This is a genomic window from Microcoleus sp. bin38.metabat.b11b12b14.051, from assembly GCF_013299165.1.
GTDB lineage: Bacteria > Cyanobacteriota > Cyanobacteriia > Cyanobacteriales > Microcoleaceae > Microcoleus.
On record NZ_JAAFKD010000009.1, the window covers coordinates 130,083 to 150,303 of the forward strand.

At 47.2% G+C, this 20,221-nt stretch carries 19 protein-coding genes; 9 read left to right on the forward strand and 10 right to left on the reverse strand.

Translation table 11 applies throughout. From position 1 onward, the window contains the following. The first annotated feature begins 67 nt into the window (after positions 1 to 67). Positions 68 to 847 (forward strand): iron export ABC transporter permease subunit FetB, encoded by a 780-nt coding sequence (gene fetB / locus QZW47_RS12300; RefSeq protein ID WP_293127551.1) that lies wholly within the window; start codon positions 68 to 70, stop codon positions 845 to 847. Positions 848 to 939: 92 nt separating this feature from the next. On the opposite strand, the gene QZW47_RS12305 is transcribed toward fetB, so the two are convergent. Then, a complete protein-coding gene (locus QZW47_RS12305) occupies positions 940 to 1,065 on the reverse strand; it encodes a hypothetical protein (RefSeq protein WP_293127553.1) in 126 nt (41 codons plus the stop codon). 616 nt (positions 1,066 to 1,681) lie between these two features. Here QZW47_RS12305 and QZW47_RS12310 point away from each other — a divergent pair. From QZW47_RS12310 to QZW47_RS12320, 3 genes are all read left to right on the forward strand, one after another. Continuing rightward, a complete protein-coding gene (locus tag QZW47_RS12310; protein ID WP_293127555.1) occupies positions 1,682 to 2,647 on the forward strand; it encodes an N-acetylglucosamine kinase in 966 nt (321 codons plus the stop codon). Between the two features lie 384 nt (positions 2,648 to 3,031). After that, the gene (locus tag QZW47_RS12315; protein WP_293127557.1) at positions 3,032 to 3,688 is read left to right on the forward strand and encodes a hypothetical protein; all 657 of its coding nucleotides are present in this window, start codon (positions 3,032 to 3,034) and stop codon (positions 3,686 to 3,688) included. Positions 3,689 to 3,698: 10 nt separating this feature from the next. Then, the gene (locus tag QZW47_RS12320; protein WP_366930866.1) at positions 3,699 to 4,193 is read left to right on the forward strand and encodes an MgtC/SapB family protein; all 495 of its coding nucleotides are present in this window, start codon (positions 3,699 to 3,701) and stop codon (positions 4,191 to 4,193) included. Positions 4,194 to 4,629: 436 nt separating this feature from the next. On the opposite strand, the gene QZW47_RS12325 is transcribed toward QZW47_RS12320, so the two are convergent. Both QZW47_RS12325 and QZW47_RS12330 read right to left on the reverse strand, forming a co-directional pair. Beyond that, the gene (locus QZW47_RS12325) at positions 4,630 to 4,845 is read right to left on the reverse strand and encodes a hypothetical protein (RefSeq protein WP_293127699.1); all 216 of its coding nucleotides are present in this window, start codon (positions 4,843 to 4,845) and stop codon (positions 4,630 to 4,632) included. Between the two features lie 43 nt (positions 4,846 to 4,888). After that, on the reverse strand, positions 4,889 to 5,119 hold the full coding sequence (locus QZW47_RS12330; protein WP_293127559.1) for a hypothetical protein: 231 nt from the start codon (positions 5,117 to 5,119) through the stop codon (positions 4,889 to 4,891). A gap of 563 nt (positions 5,120 to 5,682) precedes the next feature. On the opposite strand from QZW47_RS12330, the gene QZW47_RS12335 reads away from it, so the two are divergent. After that, entirely contained in the window at positions 5,683 to 7,431 is a 1,749-nt protein-coding gene (locus tag QZW47_RS12335; protein WP_293127561.1) for a hypothetical protein, read from the forward strand. On the opposite strand, the gene QZW47_RS12340 is transcribed toward QZW47_RS12335, so the two are convergent. The 3 genes from QZW47_RS12340 to cobS all read right to left on the reverse strand — a co-directional run bounded on the left by QZW47_RS12340 (position 7,352) and on the right by cobS (position 9,200). Next, the gene (locus QZW47_RS12340; RefSeq protein ID WP_293127563.1) at positions 7,352 to 7,885 is read right to left on the reverse strand and encodes a hypothetical protein; all 534 of its coding nucleotides are present in this window, start codon (positions 7,883 to 7,885) and stop codon (positions 7,352 to 7,354) included. The two genes, QZW47_RS12335 and QZW47_RS12340, sit on opposite strands and share 80 nt — an antisense overlap. A 60-nt stretch (positions 7,886 to 7,945) precedes the next feature. Further along, positions 7,946 to 8,245: a hypothetical protein gene (locus QZW47_RS12345; protein WP_293127565.1), complete on the reverse strand. Its 300-nt coding sequence runs from the start codon at positions 8,243 to 8,245 to the stop codon at positions 7,946 to 7,948. Positions 8,246 to 8,402: 157 nt separating this feature from the next. After that, positions 8,403 to 9,200 carry an adenosylcobinamide-GDP ribazoletransferase gene (gene cobS, locus QZW47_RS12350; RefSeq protein ID WP_293127567.1) on the reverse strand — a complete coding sequence of 266 codons (798 nt, stop codon included), beginning with the start codon at positions 9,198 to 9,200 and terminating at the stop codon, positions 8,403 to 8,405. 259 nt (positions 9,201 to 9,459) lie between these two features. On the opposite strand from cobS, the gene QZW47_RS12355 reads away from it, so the two are divergent. The 3 genes from QZW47_RS12355 to QZW47_RS12365 all read left to right on the forward strand — a co-directional run bounded on the left by QZW47_RS12355 (position 9,460) and on the right by QZW47_RS12365 (position 11,822). Beyond that, a complete protein-coding gene (locus tag QZW47_RS12355; RefSeq protein WP_293127569.1) occupies positions 9,460 to 9,906 on the forward strand; it encodes a hypothetical protein in 447 nt (148 codons plus the stop codon). Positions 9,907 to 10,493: 587 nt separating this feature from the next. Further along, on the forward strand, positions 10,494 to 11,624 hold the full coding sequence (gene tgt / locus QZW47_RS12360; protein ID WP_293127571.1) for a tRNA guanosine(34) transglycosylase Tgt: 1,131 nt from the start codon (positions 10,494 to 10,496) through the stop codon (positions 11,622 to 11,624). 60 nt (positions 11,625 to 11,684) lie between these two features. Beyond that, positions 11,685 to 11,822, forward strand: a complete 138-nt coding sequence (locus QZW47_RS12365) for a photosystem II reaction center protein K (RefSeq protein WP_068815178.1) — start codon at positions 11,685 to 11,687, stop codon at positions 11,820 to 11,822. A gap of 381 nt (positions 11,823 to 12,203) precedes the next feature. Here QZW47_RS12365 and QZW47_RS12370 read toward each other — a convergent pair whose 3' ends face one another. Then, positions 12,204 to 12,758 (reverse strand): glutathione S-transferase family protein, encoded by a 555-nt coding sequence (locus QZW47_RS12370; RefSeq protein WP_293127701.1) that lies wholly within the window; start codon positions 12,756 to 12,758, stop codon positions 12,204 to 12,206. Between the two features lie 522 nt (positions 12,759 to 13,280). Beyond that, complete coding sequence (locus QZW47_RS12375) at positions 13,281 to 13,862, reverse strand: manganese efflux pump MntP family protein (RefSeq protein WP_293127575.1); 582 nt, start codon at positions 13,860 to 13,862, stop codon at positions 13,281 to 13,283. Positions 13,863 to 14,055: 193 nt separating this feature from the next. Here QZW47_RS12375 and QZW47_RS12380 point away from each other — a divergent pair, with 193 nt between their 5' ends. Beyond that, positions 14,056 to 14,655, forward strand: coding sequence for a cytochrome b/b6 domain-containing protein (locus QZW47_RS12380; protein ID WP_293127577.1), 600 nt, complete (start codon positions 14,056 to 14,058; stop codon positions 14,653 to 14,655). A gap of 120 nt (positions 14,656 to 14,775) precedes the next feature. Here the strand turns inward: QZW47_RS12380 and QZW47_RS12385 are convergent, their stop codons facing one another. Together QZW47_RS12385 and QZW47_RS12390 are read right to left on the reverse strand one after the other, a co-directional pair. Then, a complete protein-coding gene (locus tag QZW47_RS12385) occupies positions 14,776 to 17,187 on the reverse strand; it encodes a cache domain-containing protein (protein ID WP_293127579.1) in 2,412 nt (803 codons plus the stop codon). Between the two features lie 582 nt (positions 17,188 to 17,769). Continuing rightward, positions 17,770 to 19,917 (reverse strand): caspase family protein, encoded by a 2,148-nt coding sequence (locus QZW47_RS12390; RefSeq protein ID WP_293127581.1) that lies wholly within the window; start codon positions 19,915 to 19,917, stop codon positions 17,770 to 17,772. Positions 19,918 to 20,221: the final 304 nt, after the last annotated feature.

Below are 20,221 nucleotides of genomic sequence, written 5' to 3' on the forward strand. Positions count from 1 at the left end.
AGAAACCTTTATTCAAATATCTTATAGTTGGACGGGCAAACAATCACTTTATCGAAAGCGTAAGCGGATGTTAATTCAGCTAGATTTGATGGATTTGGGTTGGGCTTTGGGGATGGTGGCGATCGCGATCGGGCTTTCGGCGTGGCAGGGATTGGGGTTAGAGGGGGATATCGCGATCGCGGCGGGGCGCACCCTAATCCAGCTAATCGGAGTCGGCTACGTGCTCGCCGTCGTATTTGCCCCAGAAGGGAAAAATCCTTGGCTGGTGCTAGCAGTGTTAGCCATCATGCTGACAACAGCTAGCGTGGTAGCCAGCAACCGCATCAGCAAAAAAATCAAGAACTTACTGCCTTTAGTTTCGGGTTCAATATTTATTGGTACCGCGTTTACTCTCGCCTATATAAACTTGCTAATTTTACAACCTCAGCCTTGGTACGAACCGCAATACTTGATTCCCCTAGCGGGGATGATTTTGGGCAATGCGATGAATTCTGGGGCGATCGCGGGCGAAAGACTGGTGAGTACAGTTAACAGCAGTCAGTTAGAAATAGAAACCCATTTAAGTTTAGGTTCAACACCGCAGCAAGCAGTAAAAAAATACCGCAAAGATGCGATCAAAGCGGGATTAATCCCGACATTAAACACAATGACAGTCGTAGGAATCGTGACATTACCAGGAATGATGACAGGTCAAATGCTGAGCGGTGTCAGTCCGCTAGACGCAGCATCTTACCAAATTTTGATTATGTTTGTGTTGGCGCTGGCAACATTAATCGCAACTATATTATTGACGGAGGGATTGTCCAGGAGGTTTTTTAATCAAGATGCACAATTAATCAAGTGGTAATCAGGTTTGTAGGGCGATCGAGTTCGATCGTTCCGACTGAATTCCTGCTTGAATGCGAACTAAAATCATCACTAAAAGTTCGCTCGTTTGGACTAAATTCCTGCTTGAATGCGGACTAAAGTCCTCACTACGAACCAATTTAATTGCATCGCGATCTCATTTTCGATAAAATTGCCATCATCTTCGATCGTTCGGACTTGATTCCTGTCTCGTTTCATGCAGGCTCGGATGCCGAACGATAATAATATTCGATAAATCTGGCTACAAAAACTAATCAAAAATTTGTTCAGATTCCCACGAGCCTGTAAGACTTAAATTATGGTATGTAGCATTTGTCAAAAAGATGAGGTGTTGACCAATCGATCCCTCAATCCCTCAATCCCCCAATCTAAAATCTAAAATCTAAAATCTCAACCTGTACCTCACCTTTTTGAGAAAGGCTATACATGAATCCCCGTCTATGACTCGGGCTGGGGAGTTGTCAAGGAACATTTATCCTCAGGCACCAATTCCTGTGACACAATTGTGATCTCCTGGTTTTTGGTTTTTTTCTGGGAATAAAATCTAAAAACGACTCCGCCCCGTACATTAATACCGATCGGCGCGACGGCAGAAAATGTTACAATTTTCGATTAACCTCCTGACTGGGCGATCGCGTCTTGGCTGTTAGCTGCTGGTTACAGCTTTGGGCGAAACGAAGCGGAGAAAGTGCAATTTGAGTTTCCGGCTGCTGGGTGCTTTCCCTCAGCAATTCAACTCATACCACAGATCGCAGCCGCATTGTGTCCCAGCCGTCAAGATGTTGATTGAAAAGATAAATTAAGAGTTTTTTTTATGAATTACGTATTCGGTATCGATGGCGGCGGAACTAAAACTACCTGCATTTTAATGGATGAGAATAGCGTTGTGTTGGGACGCGGGGAAGCAGGGCCTTCAAATTATCAAACGCTGGGAATTGACACTGCAAAACAATCGATTCAATTGGCGATCGAACGTGCAGTAATGTCTGCTAAAATTGAGGCGGACAGCACTATCAACATAGACGCGATTTGTCTCGGACTAGCAGGCGTAGGGCGTCCAAAAGATATTGAAATAGTGCAATTTGTAGTGCAGAATTTGCAGTTGGCAAAGAATTTACCAGTAACCCGATCGTTCTTACCCAGAAATATCGTAATTTGCAGCGACTGCGCGATCGCACTGGTTGGCGCTACGGGAAATCCAGTCGGTGTCGCCGTTATTTCAGGCACCGGTTCCATTGTTTTCGGGCAAAACCGTCAAGGGAAAACTAAACGAGTCGGGGGTTGGGGATATATTTTGGGCGATGAAGGTAGCGGGTATGACATCGCCGTTAGCGGTTTACAAGCTGCTTTGAAGTTCTGCGACGGGCGCGAAGAGTTTACCCTGCTGGCCCAAAAATTTCAACAGCATTTACGCCTCAATAATCTAGAAGAATTGGTAGATGTCGTTTACAGGCGCGGTTGGGGAGTGACAGAAATTGCAGCTTTAGCGCCGATCGTCGATCGAGCCGCAGCAGAGGGCGATCGCGTCGCTGACAGCATTATTAGTCGTGCTGTGGCAGAATTAACGTTTTCCACAAAAACGGCCATTTCAGAGCTATTCAGCCCCAGAGAAGAATTTGAAATTGCGATCGTCGGAGGTGTGTGGGGCGGCGAGGCAAATTGCCGGGGTCGGTTTGAAAGTGCCATCAGCGCGATCGCCCCCAATGCTAAAGTCATTTTGCCCCGATCCGAACCTGCTGTCGGTGCGGCATTGTTAGCCTTAAACGCTCTCAAGAATTAAGCTCGTAGGCCGATCGTTCGTGCTGGGAGGCGATCGCACGAGTCAGCCGAAACCGGGTTTTGCAGTCAAACATTGACTGACAACCCTCAATCTCTGTTCAAAAACCCGGTTTATTGAGCGCGATCGCCAACTCAACGGCTAGCTGCTAAGACGGCGATGAATCCCGATCTCTGCTTTATCTTCCTTATCTTCCCGATCGCCCCTGTGAGGCTGATTTTCACAATTTTGCCAAATTTTATAATTTTTAATTATCTACCTTAACTTCCCAACTTGGATAATTTCAACCTGCCATCATTAAAACATCAAATGAATCCGAAACCGCAAACAGATTTAACAGTCGTACATTCCTAAGTAAAACAAAACAAAACCAAGGAGCCAAATTATATGATTACTTCTCAAAAATGGCGTTCAGCAACAGCAGCAATCCTCGCAGCGGGAATTACAGTTGCAACCAGTGCGCCTCTAGTGATAGCTACTCCCGCATCAGCTCAACAACGAATTTCACAATTTGATAGCATCAGAATTCCATCGGGGAGTGTAATTCCAGTTAGCTATGAAAAAGAAAAAATTGTTGTCACCGCCGAAGAAACCACACCTTTAACACTAACTGTAGCGCGAGACATCCGCACAGACCAAGGAAGAGTATTAATCCCCGCAGGCAGCCAAATTGTCGGGGAATTGCGACCTGTCAGAAGGGGGAATCAAAAGGGCAGTCAATTTGTTGCCAGAGAGTTAATTGTCAGCCGCCGCCAACGGTATCGTATTGATGGCTATTCGGGAGTTATTACCAGAACCGAAAGAATTCAAAAAGGTGCCGGTACAGGTTCAGTAGCCGAAGGTGCGGCATTGGGCGCAGCAGCAGCAGCAGCCCTAGCAGGCATTACAGGCGACAAGGCGATCGCCACTGAAGAAGTATTGGGCGGCGCTGGGATTGGCGCTTTAGCAGGAGTATTGTTGGGGCGACGCAGTTTTGACGCGATCGTAATTCGCCCGGAAGAAGATTTGTCAGTGAGATTGCGATCGGACATCGTACTGCGGTAATATTACACTCTTGGGATTAATTATTTGCAATAAAACATTGTCGATCGCTAACTTGTGGTCTCCCGATAATTGGCTAGGCTTGCTGTTAAGGTTGTGCTTAGCCATGTTTGTTGGCGGAATCATTGGATGGGAGCGCCAACTCAGACACAAACCAGCGGGATTGAGGACTCATATGCTAGTCAGCCTGGGTGCTGCGCTGTTTGTTTTAATACCGCTGGCAATGAGTAAAAATGAAAATGGACGAGATGCGATCGAGCGCGTAATTCAAGGTGTTGCGGCAGGGGTTGGGTTTTTGGGAGGCGGAGAAATCCTGCGCGAATGTCAGCAGGAAGCAGGCAAAGCTGAAGTGCACGGGCTCACATCTGCCGCTGCTATTTGGGTATCAGCAGCCTTAGGAACCGCGGCCGGATGCGGCTTGTGGCAACTTGCATTAATCGGTGCTTTGATGTCGTTGTTTGTTCTGAGAGTAATTAAAGAGTTTGAGCGTCGGAATCATCGGAAATAGGCAAGCCTCAGTCGATTTGCGATTTTTCGATTTAATACCATTTTTCCAAAATCCTGCCACAGTAGTTGTAGGGTGCGTCGCTACGAACAATTGCTCGCATTTCACGCCAGATATCATAAGCTGTTCTGCATTTAAATTGTATATCAAAAAACCATCAAAGTCTTGTGGGTTGGGCGTCCCGCCCGCCCTGAATATGCAATTTAAATGCGCTACAGCTTAGCGACGCACCTTACACATTGGGTGGACGAAACGAACCCAAAAATTCTCTTGTAGCAAGCTTTTTTTTAAATGGTATAAGATGTGAAATTTTAGATTAATAGCCCACCAGTTCAAATATTAATAAAATTGGCAATATTTAGGGAAATCTAACCTATAATATAATTGTTTTGAGCGATAAGAGTTTATATTTTTCAGCCTCAAAACAGAATAAACACGATTAATTTTTTCCATAACAATTGGGCAAATTGATCGATTCCAAAGACTCTTGCCTGACACGACCCGCCATCGCAGCTAGCTGCAAACTCATAAAAGCATTCAAGTCTTCCAAATCGCATTTTGCTGACGAAAAAATCTGCTGCATTTCATTTTCAGATTCCAAACTCAGATATCCCACAGCAATAGCTTGTTTTACTACTTCACGAATCAGCACAATAAAATACTCCCTGACTACATTTACACTAAAAAATACCTATTTACTAACAGGAAGTCTCGGAAACAGTTTCGCCTAAAAATTCAAAACCTTTCAGCTCGCGAGACTCTTGTTTCACCAAACCTGACATAGCTGCTAGTTGCAAAGTCATAAAAGCATTTAAGTCTTCCAATTCATACTTGGTAGTAGTTAACATCCGCCGTAGTTGATTTTCGGCTTCAAGAGTGAGATAACCTAGGCTCAGAGCTTGTTGGGCTAGGTCGCGAATTAGTACCATGACGATTGCGTGTTTTGTTGGTTGAATAGCCTCAGTATCAACCCTTTTTACTGACTTTGCAGTGACGGCTATTGCTGTATTCCTGTGACATTTTTAGAGGTGGGCCGTGACAGCCGGAGTCGTAAGGTGTGACTAAGTAATTGCACGGATGTGACGGAGATCACGCGGGAGAGAGGGGGGAGAGCGGGCTGGCTGCGAGTTAGGAATGAAAATTTAATAACTTGCACAAGTTTGTGGGTGTCCCGCCCGCCGCTCTCACAAGGGCGGGCGAGACACCCCACAATAACAATTAAAATTGTAAGTTATTTAATTTGCGATCCTTAGAGAGCAGGTAAACAGCGAGAGAGTCTCCGAGCCGGCTCGCTGCGACTTGCTTGGGTTCCTCTCGACTAACTCCGGCGAGATACAGCAAAAGTCCGGAGCCGGTAAAGAGTGTCCGAATGCAAGAAGGGTAGAATTTTTCTTCCCTCTGACGAATGACGAATGACTGCTAGTTACTGCCTTCTACCTTCAGAAGACGGTGAGCGTCTATAATCAGCAAGTTAAATATTTACGGCAAGACTATGGAAGCAACACATAAAGATTTGTTACAACAAATAGCTCAACTATCGGACACTTATGGTAATTTAGCCGATCGCCTGTCAAGAGCAGCTAAACAACTGCAAGACTCCGGCCTTCCTCCTTCCGACAGCTTACTGCAAGAAATTGCCGCCTACAGTCGCAACTTTGCAGAAGTCCAAAAAAAAGCTCTGGATCTCAACAAATCCGCCCTCGCACCGGGGGAAATTACTTCTATCAAAGACATTCAAAACTTAGTCGAGACTGTCGCAGCTTCCGCAGGTAAAGCAGGAATTCGCGACGCAGCTTTGAAAGTGCTCGATCGAGTATTGGCGATCGCCCACCGCGAAAAAAGCGACTTCGCGCCCTTACAATCAGTGCACGGTAAAGCCCGCGAACTCCACCGCGCCATTTCCGAATCAACCCCAACTCAACTGCATTCCGACGCCGAATCCTTAGTGGGCGGCAAACACCCAGTTGCAGCAGTGCTCGCCCTAGTTGAACAGCAAGACAAATTAGATGACGAAGAGTGGGTGATCCTAGAAGAAACAGTCAGCGCCGCTTTTGGGAAACAAATAGCCGTCGCCATTTCTAGAGGCAAATTAACCATTACTGAGATGGTAAAAGCAGCCCCTGTAAAAGTCGAACCCGCAGTCAAAACAGCAGCAGAACCAAAAATGGGCGCCCAACCTCTGCCCGAAGTTATCATCATCCCGTCGGGAAATGTCGCCCCGAAACAAGTTGCAGTTGCGCCACAAATCCAAATTTTAGAATCTCCCGCACCGACAGCACCCATGCACGAAGTGATTATCGTGCCTAGCGTGGAAGTACCTAAATCGCTGCAAGCAATGGGCTCCGGCAACATTGTGTTTGGGGCACCTCGCGAGATTCAACAAGCGCCAGTAGAGGGCGGTTTGGGATTGAAAGTTTTGGCGCACATTCAGGGAATTGGCGATCGAACTTTTGGCGCTCAAGAATACGCAGGTACAAAAGCTCAAGGGCGGCGCGTGGAAGGATTTATGATTAATATCGAGCCACAAATTCCCGGCTTAACAGTCGAGTATATGGCTCACGTCGAAGGTGTTGGCGATACTCCTTGGATTAGCGAAGGGGAATTAGCGGGTTTTCGCTCTCAAGCGAAACGAATTGAAGGATTTGCAGTGCGGTTGAGCGGGCCGCAAGCTGATAAGTATGACGTATTTTATAGCGCTCACATTCAGAATATCGGCGACACCGACGTGTCATCCAACGGCGAATATTGCGGCACTCGCGGCAAAGCTTTGAGAATTGAGGGCATCAAAGTTTGGATCGCGCCGTCTGCGAGTTCCCAAGTTGCGGCGGCTGTGGGTTTAAAAGTGTTGGCGCACATTCAAGGAATTGGCGATCGGACTTTTAGCGATAAAGAATATGCCGGTACCAAAGCTCAAGGCCGCCGCGTCGAAGGTTTTCAAATTAAAATAGAGCCTCCAGTTCCCGGTATAAATTTGGAGTACATGGCTCACGTTGAAGGAGTTGGCGATACTGCTTGGATTGATGAAGGGGAACTCGCAGGTTTCCGAGGAAAAGCGAAGCGCATTGAAGGATTTGCCGCGCGACTGACTGGGCCGCAAGCTGATAAGTACGATGTATTTTACAGCGCTCACATTCAGAATGTAGGCGATACTCCTGTTGGTTCTAACGGTCAATATTGCGGCACTCGCGGCAAAGGTTTGAGGGTTGAGGGGATGACGGTTTGGGTTGAGCCGAAAGCGTAAAAATTGAGAAGCCGCAAATCTCAGAAACCGGGTTTCTTCCTATATTTTTCGTACTCAACCGAAATTTGTCGCAGAAACCCGGTTTCTCGCCACCTGCAAAGTCTTGGTGCACGCAAATCTCAGAAACCGGGTTTCTTCCTGTATTTTTCGTACTCAACCGAAATTTGTCGCAGAAACCCGGTTTCTCGCCACCTGCAAAGTCTTGGTGCACGCAAATCTCAGAAACCGGGTTTCTTCCTGTATTTTTCGTACTCAACCGAAATTTGTCGCAGAAACCCGGTTTCTCGCCACCTGCAAAGTCTTGGTGCACGCAAATCTCAGAAACCGGGTTTCTTCCTATATTTTTCGTACTCAACCGAAATTTGTCGCAGAAACCCGGTTTCTCGCCACCTGCAAAGTCTTGGTGCACGCAAATCTCAGAAACCCGGTTTCTTCCTATATTTTTCGTATTCAACCGAAATTTGTCGCAGAAATCGGTTTTTTTCCAGCCTACCTACTTACGGTCAATCCTGTGCTAATGGTGTAGCAGGTGCGATACGCTTTCGAGAGCATTACCGATCGCACTTGGAGCAGTTTCACAGGCGGCAGCTTCGGCGGCGCAGTGAGTGGCGTGGAGTGCGTGTCCGACTGTTTTCGCCCCTGAGTCGATCGCGCCGTCAGCCACAAAACCATTAGCCTCGTACTGGCTCATTTCGGCTTGCATCTTTTTGTTGAACTCGGATTGATTCGGTTCCCAGTTGCGGACTGTTTGGATAATCTCGATCGCAGCCCAAATAAGCATTCCGAGTACGATCGCAGCAATTAAGTATTCCATAGCTTTCTTAAAAGTTGAGGTTTGCTGTGTTTAATCTAGCGTGGCAATTGAAGGCAGACAGGATAGAAAATATCAAAGTCTAGTTCCGATTTCTACCTCTTAGTCTGCGGAGGCAGACTTCGTTTGTGTAGTAGCGATTTCAATCGCCGAATTATCTTCACCCTTGCAAAGCCGCCAACAGACACAGCAACAAAGCCTCAGTCCACTCGACTACAGCACCGTAAGTATCGCCCGTGTGGCCGCCCAAACGGTGGTTAAACCAGGCTCCAGCAAAAATTCCGATCGCGCTTCCCCCCAAAGCCATCCCCACAGCTAACAGCCACCGATCGCCCTCCAAGACAACTTGCAGCACGCTCAAGCTCAGCAATAACAGCACTCCTGGGATAAAATCAAAAGGTGAATAAATCGATTCTTTATGAAAAGCTCCCTTCCCCTCCGGGCGAAGATACGGATAGCGGGCGATCGCCACCAGTTGGCCCCACCTCCCCCAACCCGCTACACCCATCAAAGCCAGCCACCGATAGTTACTCAAGTCCGAGAGAGCGGCAGTTTTGAGCAGGACGATCGCGATCGCAGCCATCGCTCCAAAGGCTCCTGTAACGCTATCCCGCATCACTTCCAGCCTGCGTACCGGGTCGGGGACTGCCAGCCCGTCCGCCGCGTCCATAGCCCCATCTAGGTGCAGCCCGCCAGTGACTGCAATGCCCAAAACTACTACTAAGGCCGATCGAGTCAGAGTAGGCATCCCCAACAACTGCAAGCCTAGATCCGCCAGTCCCAGCATCCCGCCAATCAAAAGCCCGATCGCCGGTGCCAAGCGAGCAATGCCCCGAAACTCCAAAGTCCAAGACATCGGTACCGGCAAGCAAGTATAAAATGCGACTGCCGCGGCGATCGCAGCACCTTGATTCCGGAAAAAGTCGATCGTAGAGCGAACCAATTTATCATCCATCATAAGATAGAAAATTTTTCATCTTTTATGCGGTTGCTAATCCATTAGCCTGTGCCAGAATTGGAACTGTAACACCCTAGTCCTTTGGATCGGGCATTCCTCCTGCCCGAGGTCTTTTCCCCGGAAAACCTCTGCCGGCAGCGATCCCGAAGCTCCCTATCTCAAATGGCTAAACTTAAGATCCGCGTTTCCCGTATCCAGAATTCTAGCTAACTCCCTGATTTCCAAGACGGGAACATACTACAACAGAGGCTTTTGCTCCATGAGTGACCAATTAAATAACAGGGTAGTTGCTCCTTGCATCATCGATACAGGCATTGTCGTCAACAAGCGCGATATCAAAAGATTGCTGTTTGATTTGGGACGTGTCCGCTACCTTCACATCCAAGATGGCAAGGTTTACAGCGAAGGGGAAGGTTATGTGTTCGAAGTCTTCGCCAACCCCGATCGTTCTACCCTGATTGCCAACCACGCGCTTTATTTGAACGTATATAGTTTTGATTACCTGGAACTGAAACAGTCCGCTGAAGAAGGTGCTTATTTTGACCTGATTCAAGAGGGACGGCAGTTACGGTTAATTCCCCTGTCAAATCCTTTGCAAGAACAAGTCGCCCGGAATTTAAATGCTGCGGCGTTGGATGCGGTGGTCGATCAGGTACTCTCAGGGAACTGGGATCTGCAATTGGATGAGGATGATTCTCCCTTTTAATGGTCACGTCAATTGATTTTAGATTTTAGATTTTAGATTTTAGATTTACTTTACAGATGAATCTGGGAAGAGGAACTAGGGTCTAAAATTTTTTGCTGTCTGCGGAGGCCCTGCGGGGGCTTGTATCCGTCAATTGATTTTAGATTTTAGATTTTAGATTTTAGATTTACTTTACAGATGAATCTGGGAAGAGGAACTAGGGTCTAAAATTTTTTGCTGTCTGCGGAGGCCCTGCGGGGGCTTGTATCCGTCAATTGATTTTAGATTTTAGATTTTAGATTTTAGATTTACTTTACAGATGAATCTGGGAAGAGGAACTAGGGTCTAAAATTTTTTGCTGTCTGCGGAGGCCCTGCGGGGGCTTGTATCCGTCAATCGATTTTAGATTTTAGATTTTAGATTTTAGATTTACTTTACAGATGAATCTGGGAAGAGGAACTAGGGTCTAAAATTTTTTGTGTTCCACGACTTCTGTCATGGCTTGTATCCGTTTTTGGGCGGGGTGATGCGTTTTTTGTCGCGATGTCATCAACAATAGGTTAGATAACAACGACTGCCCAGTAGCGGTTAACGATCGACGGTGACTAATGACTCAAGACAAGGCAAAATTTTCTTTTAAATGTCAGGCTAATTGCAGCCATAGCCAAGCACGTGCAGGGGTGTTTGACACTCCCCACGGTATTGTGGAAACGCCTAAATTTATGCCGGTGGGGACTTTGGCTAATGTCAAAACGTTGACCCCGGCACATCTTGAGGACGCGGGTTCTCAAATGGTTTTGGCAAATACTTATCACTTGCACTTGCAGCCGGGGGAACGGATTGTCGCCGGCGCCGGCGGATTGCACAAATTTATGGCTTGGCCGGGCCCGATTCTGACTGATTCGGGCGGCTTTCAGGTGTTTAGCTTGAGCCAAATGCGGACTATTTCGGAGAATGGGGTGACTTTTCGAGCTCCCCGCGACGGCCGCATCATTAATTTAACGCCGGAAAAGTCGATCGAGATTCAGAACGAATTGGGCGCTGACGTGATTATGGCCTTTGACGAGTGTCCGCCCTACCCCGCTACGCGGGACGAGGTGGAGGCAGCCACAGAGCGCACTTACCGCTGGCTGCAACGCTGTATGCAGGCTCACTCGCGGCCCGAACAGGCTTTGTTCGGCATCGTGCAGGGAGGCGTTTTCCCCGATTTACGATCGCGCGCAGCAAACCAGTTAGTAGATTTAGATTTACCAGGTTATGCGATCGGCGGAGTTAGCGTCGGCGAATCGGGGGATTTGATCGCGGAGATTGTGAGAGTTACTGCGCCCTTGTTACCAGCAACTAAACCGCGTTATTTGATGGGGATTGGCACCTATCGCGAAATGGCCTTAGCTGTGGCCAGCGGCATAGATATGTTTGACTGCGTGATTCCGACTCGCCTGGGCCGTCACGGGACAGCTTTTGTGCGCGGGGAACGCTGGAATTTGAAAAATGCTCGGTTTCGCGAGGATTTTGCTCCGCTGGATGAGTCTTGTCCTTGCTATACCTGCCAAAAATTCAGTCGGGCTTACTTGGCACATTTGGCGCGCGCGAAGGAAGCACTCAGCTATACTTTGCTAGCGCTGCACAACGTGACGGAGTTGATTCGCTTTACTGGGAGGATGCGGGAGGCGATTTTGGCCGATCGATTTACCGAAGAGTTTGCCCACTGGCTGACACCGACTGTCGATCGATCGTGATTGCCTTGGTTTAAGATATGCGACAATTATGAAAATTGTGTTGGATAGGTAGGTTGATTCATGGAAGCTGCATTACTGTTGGCTAAACTGCCCGAGGCTTATGCGATCTTTGACCCTTTGGTTAATGTTTTGCCAGTGATTCCCGTGTTTTTCTTGCTGCTGGCTTTTGTCTGGCAAGCGGCTGTCGGGTTCAGATAAGTTTCATTTCATTAAAAATCAGGGGCAATTCACCAATTGCCCCTGCTTTTAGCTGTTAAGTTTTATTTCGTTCTTCTTTCTATCCTAGTCCTGGACTGATGGGTAGCCAGAAACCGGGTTTTTCGGCAAAATACTTGACTAAAACCCTCAATCTCCGTAAAAAACCCGGTTTCTTGAGAATTGCGTATCGGTGGCCAGAAACCGGGTTTTTTCACGAAATACTCGATTAAAACCCTCAATCTCGGTAAAAAACCCGGTTTCTTGAGAATTGCGTATCGGTGGTCAGAAACCGGGTTTTTTCACGAAATACTCAATTAAAACCCTCAATCTCGGTAAAAAACCCGGTTTCTAGGTTCCCAGCCAACAAGTCCCGAACTTCCTTCAATTCTCGCCGATCGCAATTTTGAAAGCCGGTCTTTCCGAGATCCGCTTCATATAATCTAAAACAGCCGGATAAGCACTGAGGTCTAGTTGTAGCATCATCGGAATGTAGATCAACATTGAGCCGACTGCTGCATCGGCGACACCGAACTCATCGCCCATTAAAAACGCCTGTTTCTCGAAGATGCGATTTAACGGTTCTAACATTTTCGGAGTTTCGCGTTCGCGGCTGGCTTCAACAAATACTCCAGGGCCGAGGGTGGCGTTAGCAAAAATGACCCACTGCACGATTTCGGCTTGTTTTTCCACAGTGTCCGGCATTTTACCATATTTTTGAGCTAAATACAGCAAAATTGCCCCGGATTCCCAAAGTTTAAAATCTCCGTCCACAATAGCCGGTACTTTGCCGATCGGGTTAATTTCGAGAAACTCAGGCTGTAAGTGTTCCGCTGCTTGCATATCCAGCAGGACAAATTCGTAAGGAACCCCTATTTCTTCGAGATACCACTTGACAATTGAGGCCCTGCTGCGAGCTCCGCCGTAAAGTTTGAGCACTGAATTTTTATCCTTTAACACAATATTGCTGTTATAGCATTTTTGGTCAGTTGACAGTTGTTATATCATGTCCGGTGGATTGACCACAATAAGATTGGTTTGTAGTGCGGACTTTAGTCCGCAGCATTATGCGGACTGAAGTCCGCACTACGAACCTTTTTTGTTATGCTAATCGGCAGCATTATGCGGACTGAAGTCCGCACTACGAACCTTTTTTGTTATGCTAATCGACCGGACATGATATTAGTTGGCAGTTGGCAGTTGATAGTTGACTGTTGATAGTTGACTGTTGACAGCTCGATCGCTTGCTCAGAGAAGGGTTTACAGAATTGGAAGGAAGAAGAAAGAGAGAAGAGGCAAGTTCGACTTCCGTTGCAGTGTATGGGATTTAATGGATAGATGTTAATGGAAAAAGTCATAATTCTGAAGTAAATCTGAGGTAAAAATGAAGATTAATGACTAATTACCGATTACCAATGACAACTGCCAACTGTCAACTGTCAACTGTCAACTGTCAACTGACTAATGACCAATGACTAATGACACTTCTGTCAAGTGCAGAAACAAGATTCTGCTGCCAATAAAAATCAAAATCGCTCCACCCAAAATTTCAATTTTATTAGCAAACAAATTCCCGCACTTATGACCGATAAACACGCCCGCAAAGGCTAAAAAGAAAGTAATAAATCCGATCGCAGTTACCGCCGGAGCGATCGCATCTTTCAGGACAGCAAATCCGATGCCAACAGCCAGGGCATCGATGCTCGTCGCCACCGAGAGCGTTATCAAAGTCCCCGTATCTAAGGGATTGAACTTTTTCTTGCATTCTTCGCCTTGCAGCGACTCGTAAATCATTCTACCGCCAATGAAGCTCAACAGCCCGAAAGCGATCCAATGGTCGATCGGTGTAATCCAAGAACTAAAACTGAGACCAATCAACCATCCAATGACTGGCATCAAAGCTTGAAAGCCACCGAAAAATAAGGCAATTTTTAAAGCTTTATTGACCTTCATATGTTTGATAGCTAAACCGCTAGAAACAGCAACTGCAAAAGCATCTGCTGCTAATCCCAAGGAAAGAAAGATGGTAGTGCCTGCATCCATTTTTGTTAATTTTGAGGTGTTATAACTAAAATATTCTCATCGACTGCTTTAGTTTACACTAAACTCTAGTAAAACACTAATTTTTCATAATTCATTCATTTTTAACTCACATTCTTTTCACGATTGAGTGTTGAAAAATGCGGGGATGACCTGTATTATATGAAAGAGTATTTATCAAGTAGCAGAATTCAGGATGCCGCCATCTCGACCTTACCAGCCATTGCTGCTCAGATTATTGCACGGGGCTAACGCTGCGATCGCCGTGTTATCAATTTTGAGCGCATTTTTGGTTTACAACACCTATGACGGGCGGTTCGGCAAAGTACCCGTGCCTCGGATTGCAGATATTATCGGCATTCACGGAACTTTCGGTAAGCTGTTAATTTTAGGAGTCATGCCAGCTTTTGCATTGTACAGTTTCCACCCAGGGCAAAAACGCTTGGTGCAAGCGGATTCTTTTAGCCAATTAGGGCAGTTGGGAAAACCGATTTGGTGGTACAGTTTGCACCGAATTGTGAATACTTTAATGTTGTTGGCGCTGACTTTTGCGATCGCCTCTGGGAGTATGGTTAAGGAAGAATGGCTGCCGACTGCGGATTTGACGCAGGTTTGGTATTATTTGCACCTCTGCGGTTGGGTGGTATTGGTGTTTTGTCTGCTGATGCACTTGTTGATGAGCGCAAAGGTGGGGGGTTTACCGCTAATGTTGTCAATGTTTGATGCTGCGTACCGCCAGGAAGATTCGCCGGCTGCTTGGTGGCGGAAAATTCGCTCTTTTGTCGATCGCTCTTAATTTAAAAATGCACAAAAATCTCCTATTAATAGTTGCAGAAATTTTGGTAATCGGAGGCTGGTTGTTTGCTTTACTCGCACCTTTACTATTTCCCTAAATATACAATTCGGCGAAGATTGTTCAAATGATCGGCAATTCTACTATAAACTCAGCACCTGCTCCCGTTTGAGATTTAATTTGAGATTGCACGGGTGATTCAACTCTCAGGCTACCACCGTGCAATTCTACAATAATTTTATAGCAAACCAACAATCCCAATCCTGTAAAATCTTTCAAGTGTTTATTCTCGTAAAACGGCTCGGATATTTTTTGTTGAATTTCCGACGGAATTCTGGAGCCGTTGTGGGCGATTGAGACGGCAATAAACCTGCTTGTTGAATGCTCGACAATATTTGTTTTGATTGTAATAGTTCGATCTAACTTGTCAATTTTATTAACAGAATCAATTGCTTTGCTGAGGATATTGGCGAAGACTTGACTCAGTTGACCCGGATAACACAAAATTGGCGGGAGGTTGCTGTACTCTTTGACTACTAATATGTTTGGATTTAGCTTGTGAGCGAGCAATACCAGAATATTGTCGATGTTTTCGTGAAGGTTGGCGCGTTCTTTGTTGGCTTTCTCTGGGAGTGAAATGTTTCGCAAAGCTAGGACTATGTGGCGAATGCGATCGGTACTTATTTTTAAAGAGTTGACAATTTGCGGTAAGTCTTTGCTAATAAAATCCAGATCTAATGTCTCTATTTTTTTGGCAATTACTGGCACTGGTTCGGGATATTTTTCGCGGTACAGGCTAATTATATCGAGCAAATATTTGAGAGAATCATTGACATGAATCAAGCTGCCGTACATAAAGTTAATTGGGTTGTTAATTTCCTGAGAAATTCCGGCAGCAAGCTGACCAACAGTGATCATTTTTTCGCTTTTTACTAAATGCTCTTCGGTTCTTCTAAGTTTGGCTAATAGTTCTTCTATAAGTTTGAGTTCTTGTTGAATTTGTCCCTGGAGTTGGGATTGAGAAATTGCGATCGCCAGCGAGTCTGCAATTGTTTCCAAAATTTCCACTTCGTCAGCAGTCGCAAACTGTCTGTTTGCACAGGCGAACAGATATCCCAGCCGATGAGTGTGAGTGAGCACGGGTACTGCTGCGTAGCGGTTGTTTGTAAGTTGGAGCTCTGTCACACCCTCAGATGCTGGGCGATACTTGTCGGGGGCGCAAATTCGATCTAGCAGTATGGTTTCGCATCGCCCCAGCCGTGCTGCTAAATCTCCCGAGGGCCCTCCTCTCGCCCCGAAGATTCCCAAACGCCCGGGTAAGCCTTCCCGACAATATTCCCAGCAAAATTCTACAGTATCTAGTCGGGGGTCGTACCAGCCGAAAATTGCTCGATCGAGGTGTAGCAAAGTACCGAGTTCTTCTACTGTTGTTTCGAGGATGCGATCGAGGTGCAAGCAAGCGCGAATCCGGCCCGTCAAGCGGTGGAGAAGGGCTTCTGTGCGAGTGCGGCTACGATTTACGGCCCACAACTTCAGGGCCGCCATTGCAGCCACCGTAGCTGCGGCGAATAGTCCGGTGGCTGCTGCTGCTAATATGTTTAAGGGAAGCAGTTCTTTTTCAATATTTTCGCTGGGAATTACGAGGGCGATCGACCATTCTGCTTGTTCTAAAGGAAGATAGGCGACATAAACTTTGGCGTCGTTGATTTGAGTTAGTACAATCCCGGTTTTTTGATAAACCATCTCCCGGGCTACATTTGCCAAATTAGTATCTGCGGACTCTAACAAACTGGGAGCTGGCTTGTCGATATTTCCCATTAACCGAGCGTCGGGATGGACAATCGGCACTCCTTGAGAATTGATCGCAAAAGCGTAAGTTCCGGCGCCGTATTCTAGATTTCCTATTACTTTGGTAATCTTCTCTATGCTAATGACGCCGTTCATTACTCCGATCGGCTTTTTGGGTGTTCGAGCTAGAGAATTTGCCGAATTTGACCACACCGGAGCCGAAATCGGTACGATGCTTTGTTTTTTGAGCGTGCGGGAAACGGTAGGATCTGAAACATAAACTTCCCCAGCCATTGCTTTTTTGAAATGTTGGCGATCGCTGACATTAATTAAGGCTCTACCGACTTTGGTAGTGAAATAAGAGCCATCGGGTTCAATTAATGCCAAATGCACGAATTCTTGCAGTCGATTTACTTCTGATTTTAAATAAGGGCTAGCAACCGACCAATTCATGGTACGCACCCCAGGAGTGTTGGCGAGGGTTTCGAGCTCAGCCTTTCTCGTACCGAGCCACCGATCGATATTGTTGCGGCGCTCCTTCACTTCTAATAAAGCATTTCGCTCTAAATTGTCGATCGTCAAGCGCCGAACCTTTTGATAGCCGATACAAGCAGCGATGCTAGCTACCAAGATGGTTGCGCCCAAAATCAACACCCCAATTTGGTAGCTCAGATGGTATGCGCCGTTAAATCCCGCTGGTAATATTCTAGTTAATTTCCGCCACTTCACTTTCGCAAAGCTTCCCATGGTTTGACCAATTTGTGAGATTAAAATTCTCCGTTCACCTGCGATGCACTCGCCACCTGCCAGCAGTCAAAAACTACTAACATTCTATAGTTGCAGGGATTTTTGAATTTTTCCCGCGTGCTGCCGGCTCACTCCGTTAAACTGGAATCATACTCTACCATGTTTTTTATAAAATTCAAATATATTATCAACAATATAAGAGTTGTGCTAAGAGTGGTTAATCATGTATGTAAATTAGGTAACGTACTGGTGGCGCACCCTAGGTGAGGATCTGCGGCTCGGTCAACAGAATTTTTTTTGTTTGAATGGGAGCTAGCAAGAGTACAGCTTGAGATTTTAGATTAAAGAATTGGGAAATTGAGAGAGCGAGCTGAATCCTTTTTGCTTGTTTCTAAATCCTGCTGCAAAGCTGAAATTTATTGAGCGATACAATATTGTGGTTGATGGCGATGGAAATGTGAAAGTTTCGATTTACGATCGAGAATCTGAGAATTTTGGCCTTGACGCTTGGGAGTAAAGCTGGATTTGGCACTAGGATATCTGCCAACTATATGTTGTATAAAAAAAAGCTGGGTTTTGAAATTAAACTACTCGATAAACAAAACTTAAAGTTGCCCAAACACGCACATCCAAAGCCAAATCGTCCGTCGATATCCCCACTTTCTGCACGCCCGGTATGCTAGCAGCGTGCAAATCTTCCAACACTGCCCGCGCTACATTTAAAGGATTCAACAGCACTAGGGGCAGGGCTTCCCTGGTTTGCTGCAATTCCACGGCCGCCAGAGTTCGATCGAACTGTGTCTCGCTAAATATTATTCTGGTTGTCATCAGTCCGTTTGCCCCAAAGACCTGCCACCCCAAAGCCCCAGCCGTCGGCACACTCAAATTCTCGCCCGGGGCGATCGCCCCCGACTTACCCGGTACCGGGTCTTTGCCCTCAGCGCCTAGCACTGACAACCGTCCGGCGCTGTCGCAGCAGAACACCGCAAAATAAACCGGGCGATCGCTGTCGTTATACAACCTGTATTGAACGCGGCTGCCGTTTTTTACACTTAATATATCAAATTGGGTCGATTTATCGCTTTCTCCGTTGAGAGGTTCGAGGCGGTAATCACCGCCAGCCCGCACCGGCTCCCGCTGCGCCACCACCCGGGCTTGCGGCGCCAGAGTTGCCAGCACCGCCCGCACCTTCAGGCGCGAAGACGCTTCATTAGCCGTGAGTCCCAGCAACTTCGCCGCCAGCAGCGCCTTCAACTGCGGGGTTAACCGCTGCACCGCCACCTTGACAGCTTCCCCGCCGTCGCCCTGAGTATCGGGAATCAGTATTTGACCCAAGGAAAACAAACCGTAGCGGCCTTGATACAAAGCAGGGTCATAAGCAGCAGAAGCAGTTATCGTTTCCGGGATTCTGCCGAACCGACAGTCGGCCGGTTGCTCGCTCCCTACTGCTGCTGAAACTTGCGACAAAGTTGCGAAGGCGCTGGTGGCGTCCACCCGCTCGATGCGTTCCAAACCCGAATCTAAAGCTACTGTCAAACCGATGTTTCGCGGCAATACCCGAATTTCTTCCCTCACCAGTTCGCCGGCTGTTAGTTCCCCGTCTAAAACTTGCGCTTTCGCAGACAGGCCCGTGCGTCCCCGCAGCAACAGCTTGGCGCCTTCGGAGGACTCCACAGCAAACACAGATCCCGCTGCTGACTCCAAAACCCCGGGCGACAACCCGCCCAGCCACAACTGCACAGTTTTGCCGCCGTCTTCTACCGCTGTCACGGCGCCGTCAGCAGCAGGGGAATTTAACATTAAACTTCTGGCAAAATTCACAGCCTCTCCGGCGGTTGTGAAATCGTCGTGGCGAATTTGCGGCTGCTGCGGTAAGCCACCCATTTGCTCGACTTGACCGGCGGCGCGGCTCACACAGATGCTGAAGCTGCTGGCGGGAGTTGCCCGCCACAGGGTTTGGGTGAGGGCGTAGGTAAACAAGCCTGCGCTAAATCCGTTCCACTCTTGTTCGGCGGCGAGTTGCGAAGGAGCAGCAGCGGCAAGTAAGGTGGCGGGAGAACGCAGGTTAGGTCGGGATTTGATACCTGCTGCGAACGTTAGTTCTGCTAGGGCTGGCTGCCCGATGGTGGGACGAGGACGGGAGCGAATGCGAAAGTTGCCGTTTTTGGGGAAACCCGGATAGGAGTAGCTGGTGTCGAGGATGGCGATCGCATTTTCTGTGGCGAGCGATCGCACCAACAGCAGCAGAGTCTCCTCTAAAATATCGTTTACCGATCGGTTTTCTAACAGCGGCAAAACATCATCCGCCGGCACCAAACTGTTTTGCATTTTGCCATCAGAGTCGATCGAACCGACTCGGCTACCGCAGCCGCTAAAGTGAAAAACCACCACATCACCGGGTTTTGCTTGTTCGCTCAAATGAGTAACAAAAGCCGTCTCGATATTTTCCCTAGTAGCTTGAGCGTCAGTCAAAGTTAGGATGTCCGACGGCACAAATCCAAACCGATAAATCAGGAGTTCCCGCTGCAATTCCACATCGGTGACGCAGCCGTGCAGCGGCGAGTCTGGATATTTGTCAACGCCAACCAACAAAGCCAATTTCCGGGTTCCCGGCCCCGCCAAAGCTTGAAGGTAGCGCGAACCCAACTGCCGCCAACCCGCCTCGCTCATGCCGAGCGTCGCCAGCACCAGGCCAGCTTGCTGCAAAAATTCCCGCCGCTTCAGTCCCATTTTTAAATAGCTTTGGATTTTCCGTTTTAAATTTTAAGTTAAATTCCCCAATCTTTTTCGACGATCTAATTAGATTGTGAGGATTTAGTATTAAGACAATTGTTACCAAAGCACAGGGGATTTAAGCCCCCACTTTTAGGTGGATTGTTTTTAGGCAGGGGCTTAAATACCCTGCCTAAAAACTTCACTGTCAACTGTCAACTGTCAACTGTCAACTGTTAATTTGTAACTTTTGAGTTTTAAATTGAAATTTTCAACTTAAAACTCAAAAATCAACATTCAAAACTATTGAGAATACCGCCAA

Coding starts and splice junctions, on each gene's coding strand:
- QZW47_RS12345 (WP_293127565.1), bottom strand. CDS start 8,245: ATGGAATACTTAATTGCTGCGATCGTACTCGGAATGCTTATTTGGGCT.
- QZW47_RS12335 (WP_293127561.1), top strand. CDS start 5,683: ATGGAAGCAACACATAAAGATTTGTTACAACAAATAGCTCAACTATCG.
- QZW47_RS12375 (WP_293127575.1), bottom strand. CDS start 13,862: ATGGATGCAGGCACTACCATCTTTCTTTCCTTGGGATTAGCAGCAGAT.
- QZW47_RS12355 (WP_293127569.1), top strand. CDS start 9,460: ATGAGTGACCAATTAAATAACAGGGTAGTTGCTCCTTGCATCATCGAT.
- QZW47_RS12385 (WP_293127579.1), bottom strand. CDS start 17,187: ATGGGAAGCTTTGCGAAAGTGAAGTGGCGGAAATTAACTAGAATATTA.
- QZW47_RS12310 (WP_293127555.1), top strand. CDS start 1,682: ATGAATTACGTATTCGGTATCGATGGCGGCGGAACTAAAACTACCTGC.
- QZW47_RS12330 (WP_293127559.1), bottom strand. CDS start 5,119: ATGGTACTAATTCGCGACCTAGCCCAACAAGCTCTGAGCCTAGGTTAT.
- tgt (WP_293127571.1), top strand. CDS start 10,494: ATGACTCAAGACAAGGCAAAATTTTCTTTTAAATGTCAGGCTAATTGC.
- fetB (WP_293127551.1), top strand. CDS start 68: ATGTTAATTCAGCTAGATTTGATGGATTTGGGTTGGGCTTTGGGGATG.
- QZW47_RS12365 (WP_068815178.1), top strand. CDS start 11,685: ATGGAAGCTGCATTACTGTTGGCTAAACTGCCCGAGGCTTATGCGATC.
- cobS (WP_293127567.1), bottom strand. CDS start 9,200: ATGATGGATGATAAATTGGTTCGCTCTACGATCGACTTTTTCCGGAAT.
- QZW47_RS12305 (WP_293127553.1), bottom strand. CDS start 1,065: ATGAAACGAGACAGGAATCAAGTCCGAACGATCGAAGATGATGGCAAT.
- QZW47_RS12390 (WP_293127581.1), bottom strand. CDS start 19,917: ATGGGACTGAAGCGGCGGGAATTTTTGCAGCAAGCTGGCCTGGTGCTG.
- QZW47_RS12315 (WP_293127557.1), top strand. CDS start 3,032: ATGATTACTTCTCAAAAATGGCGTTCAGCAACAGCAGCAATCCTCGCA.
- QZW47_RS12380 (WP_293127577.1), top strand. CDS start 14,056: ATGCCGCCATCTCGACCTTACCAGCCATTGCTGCTCAGATTATTGCAC.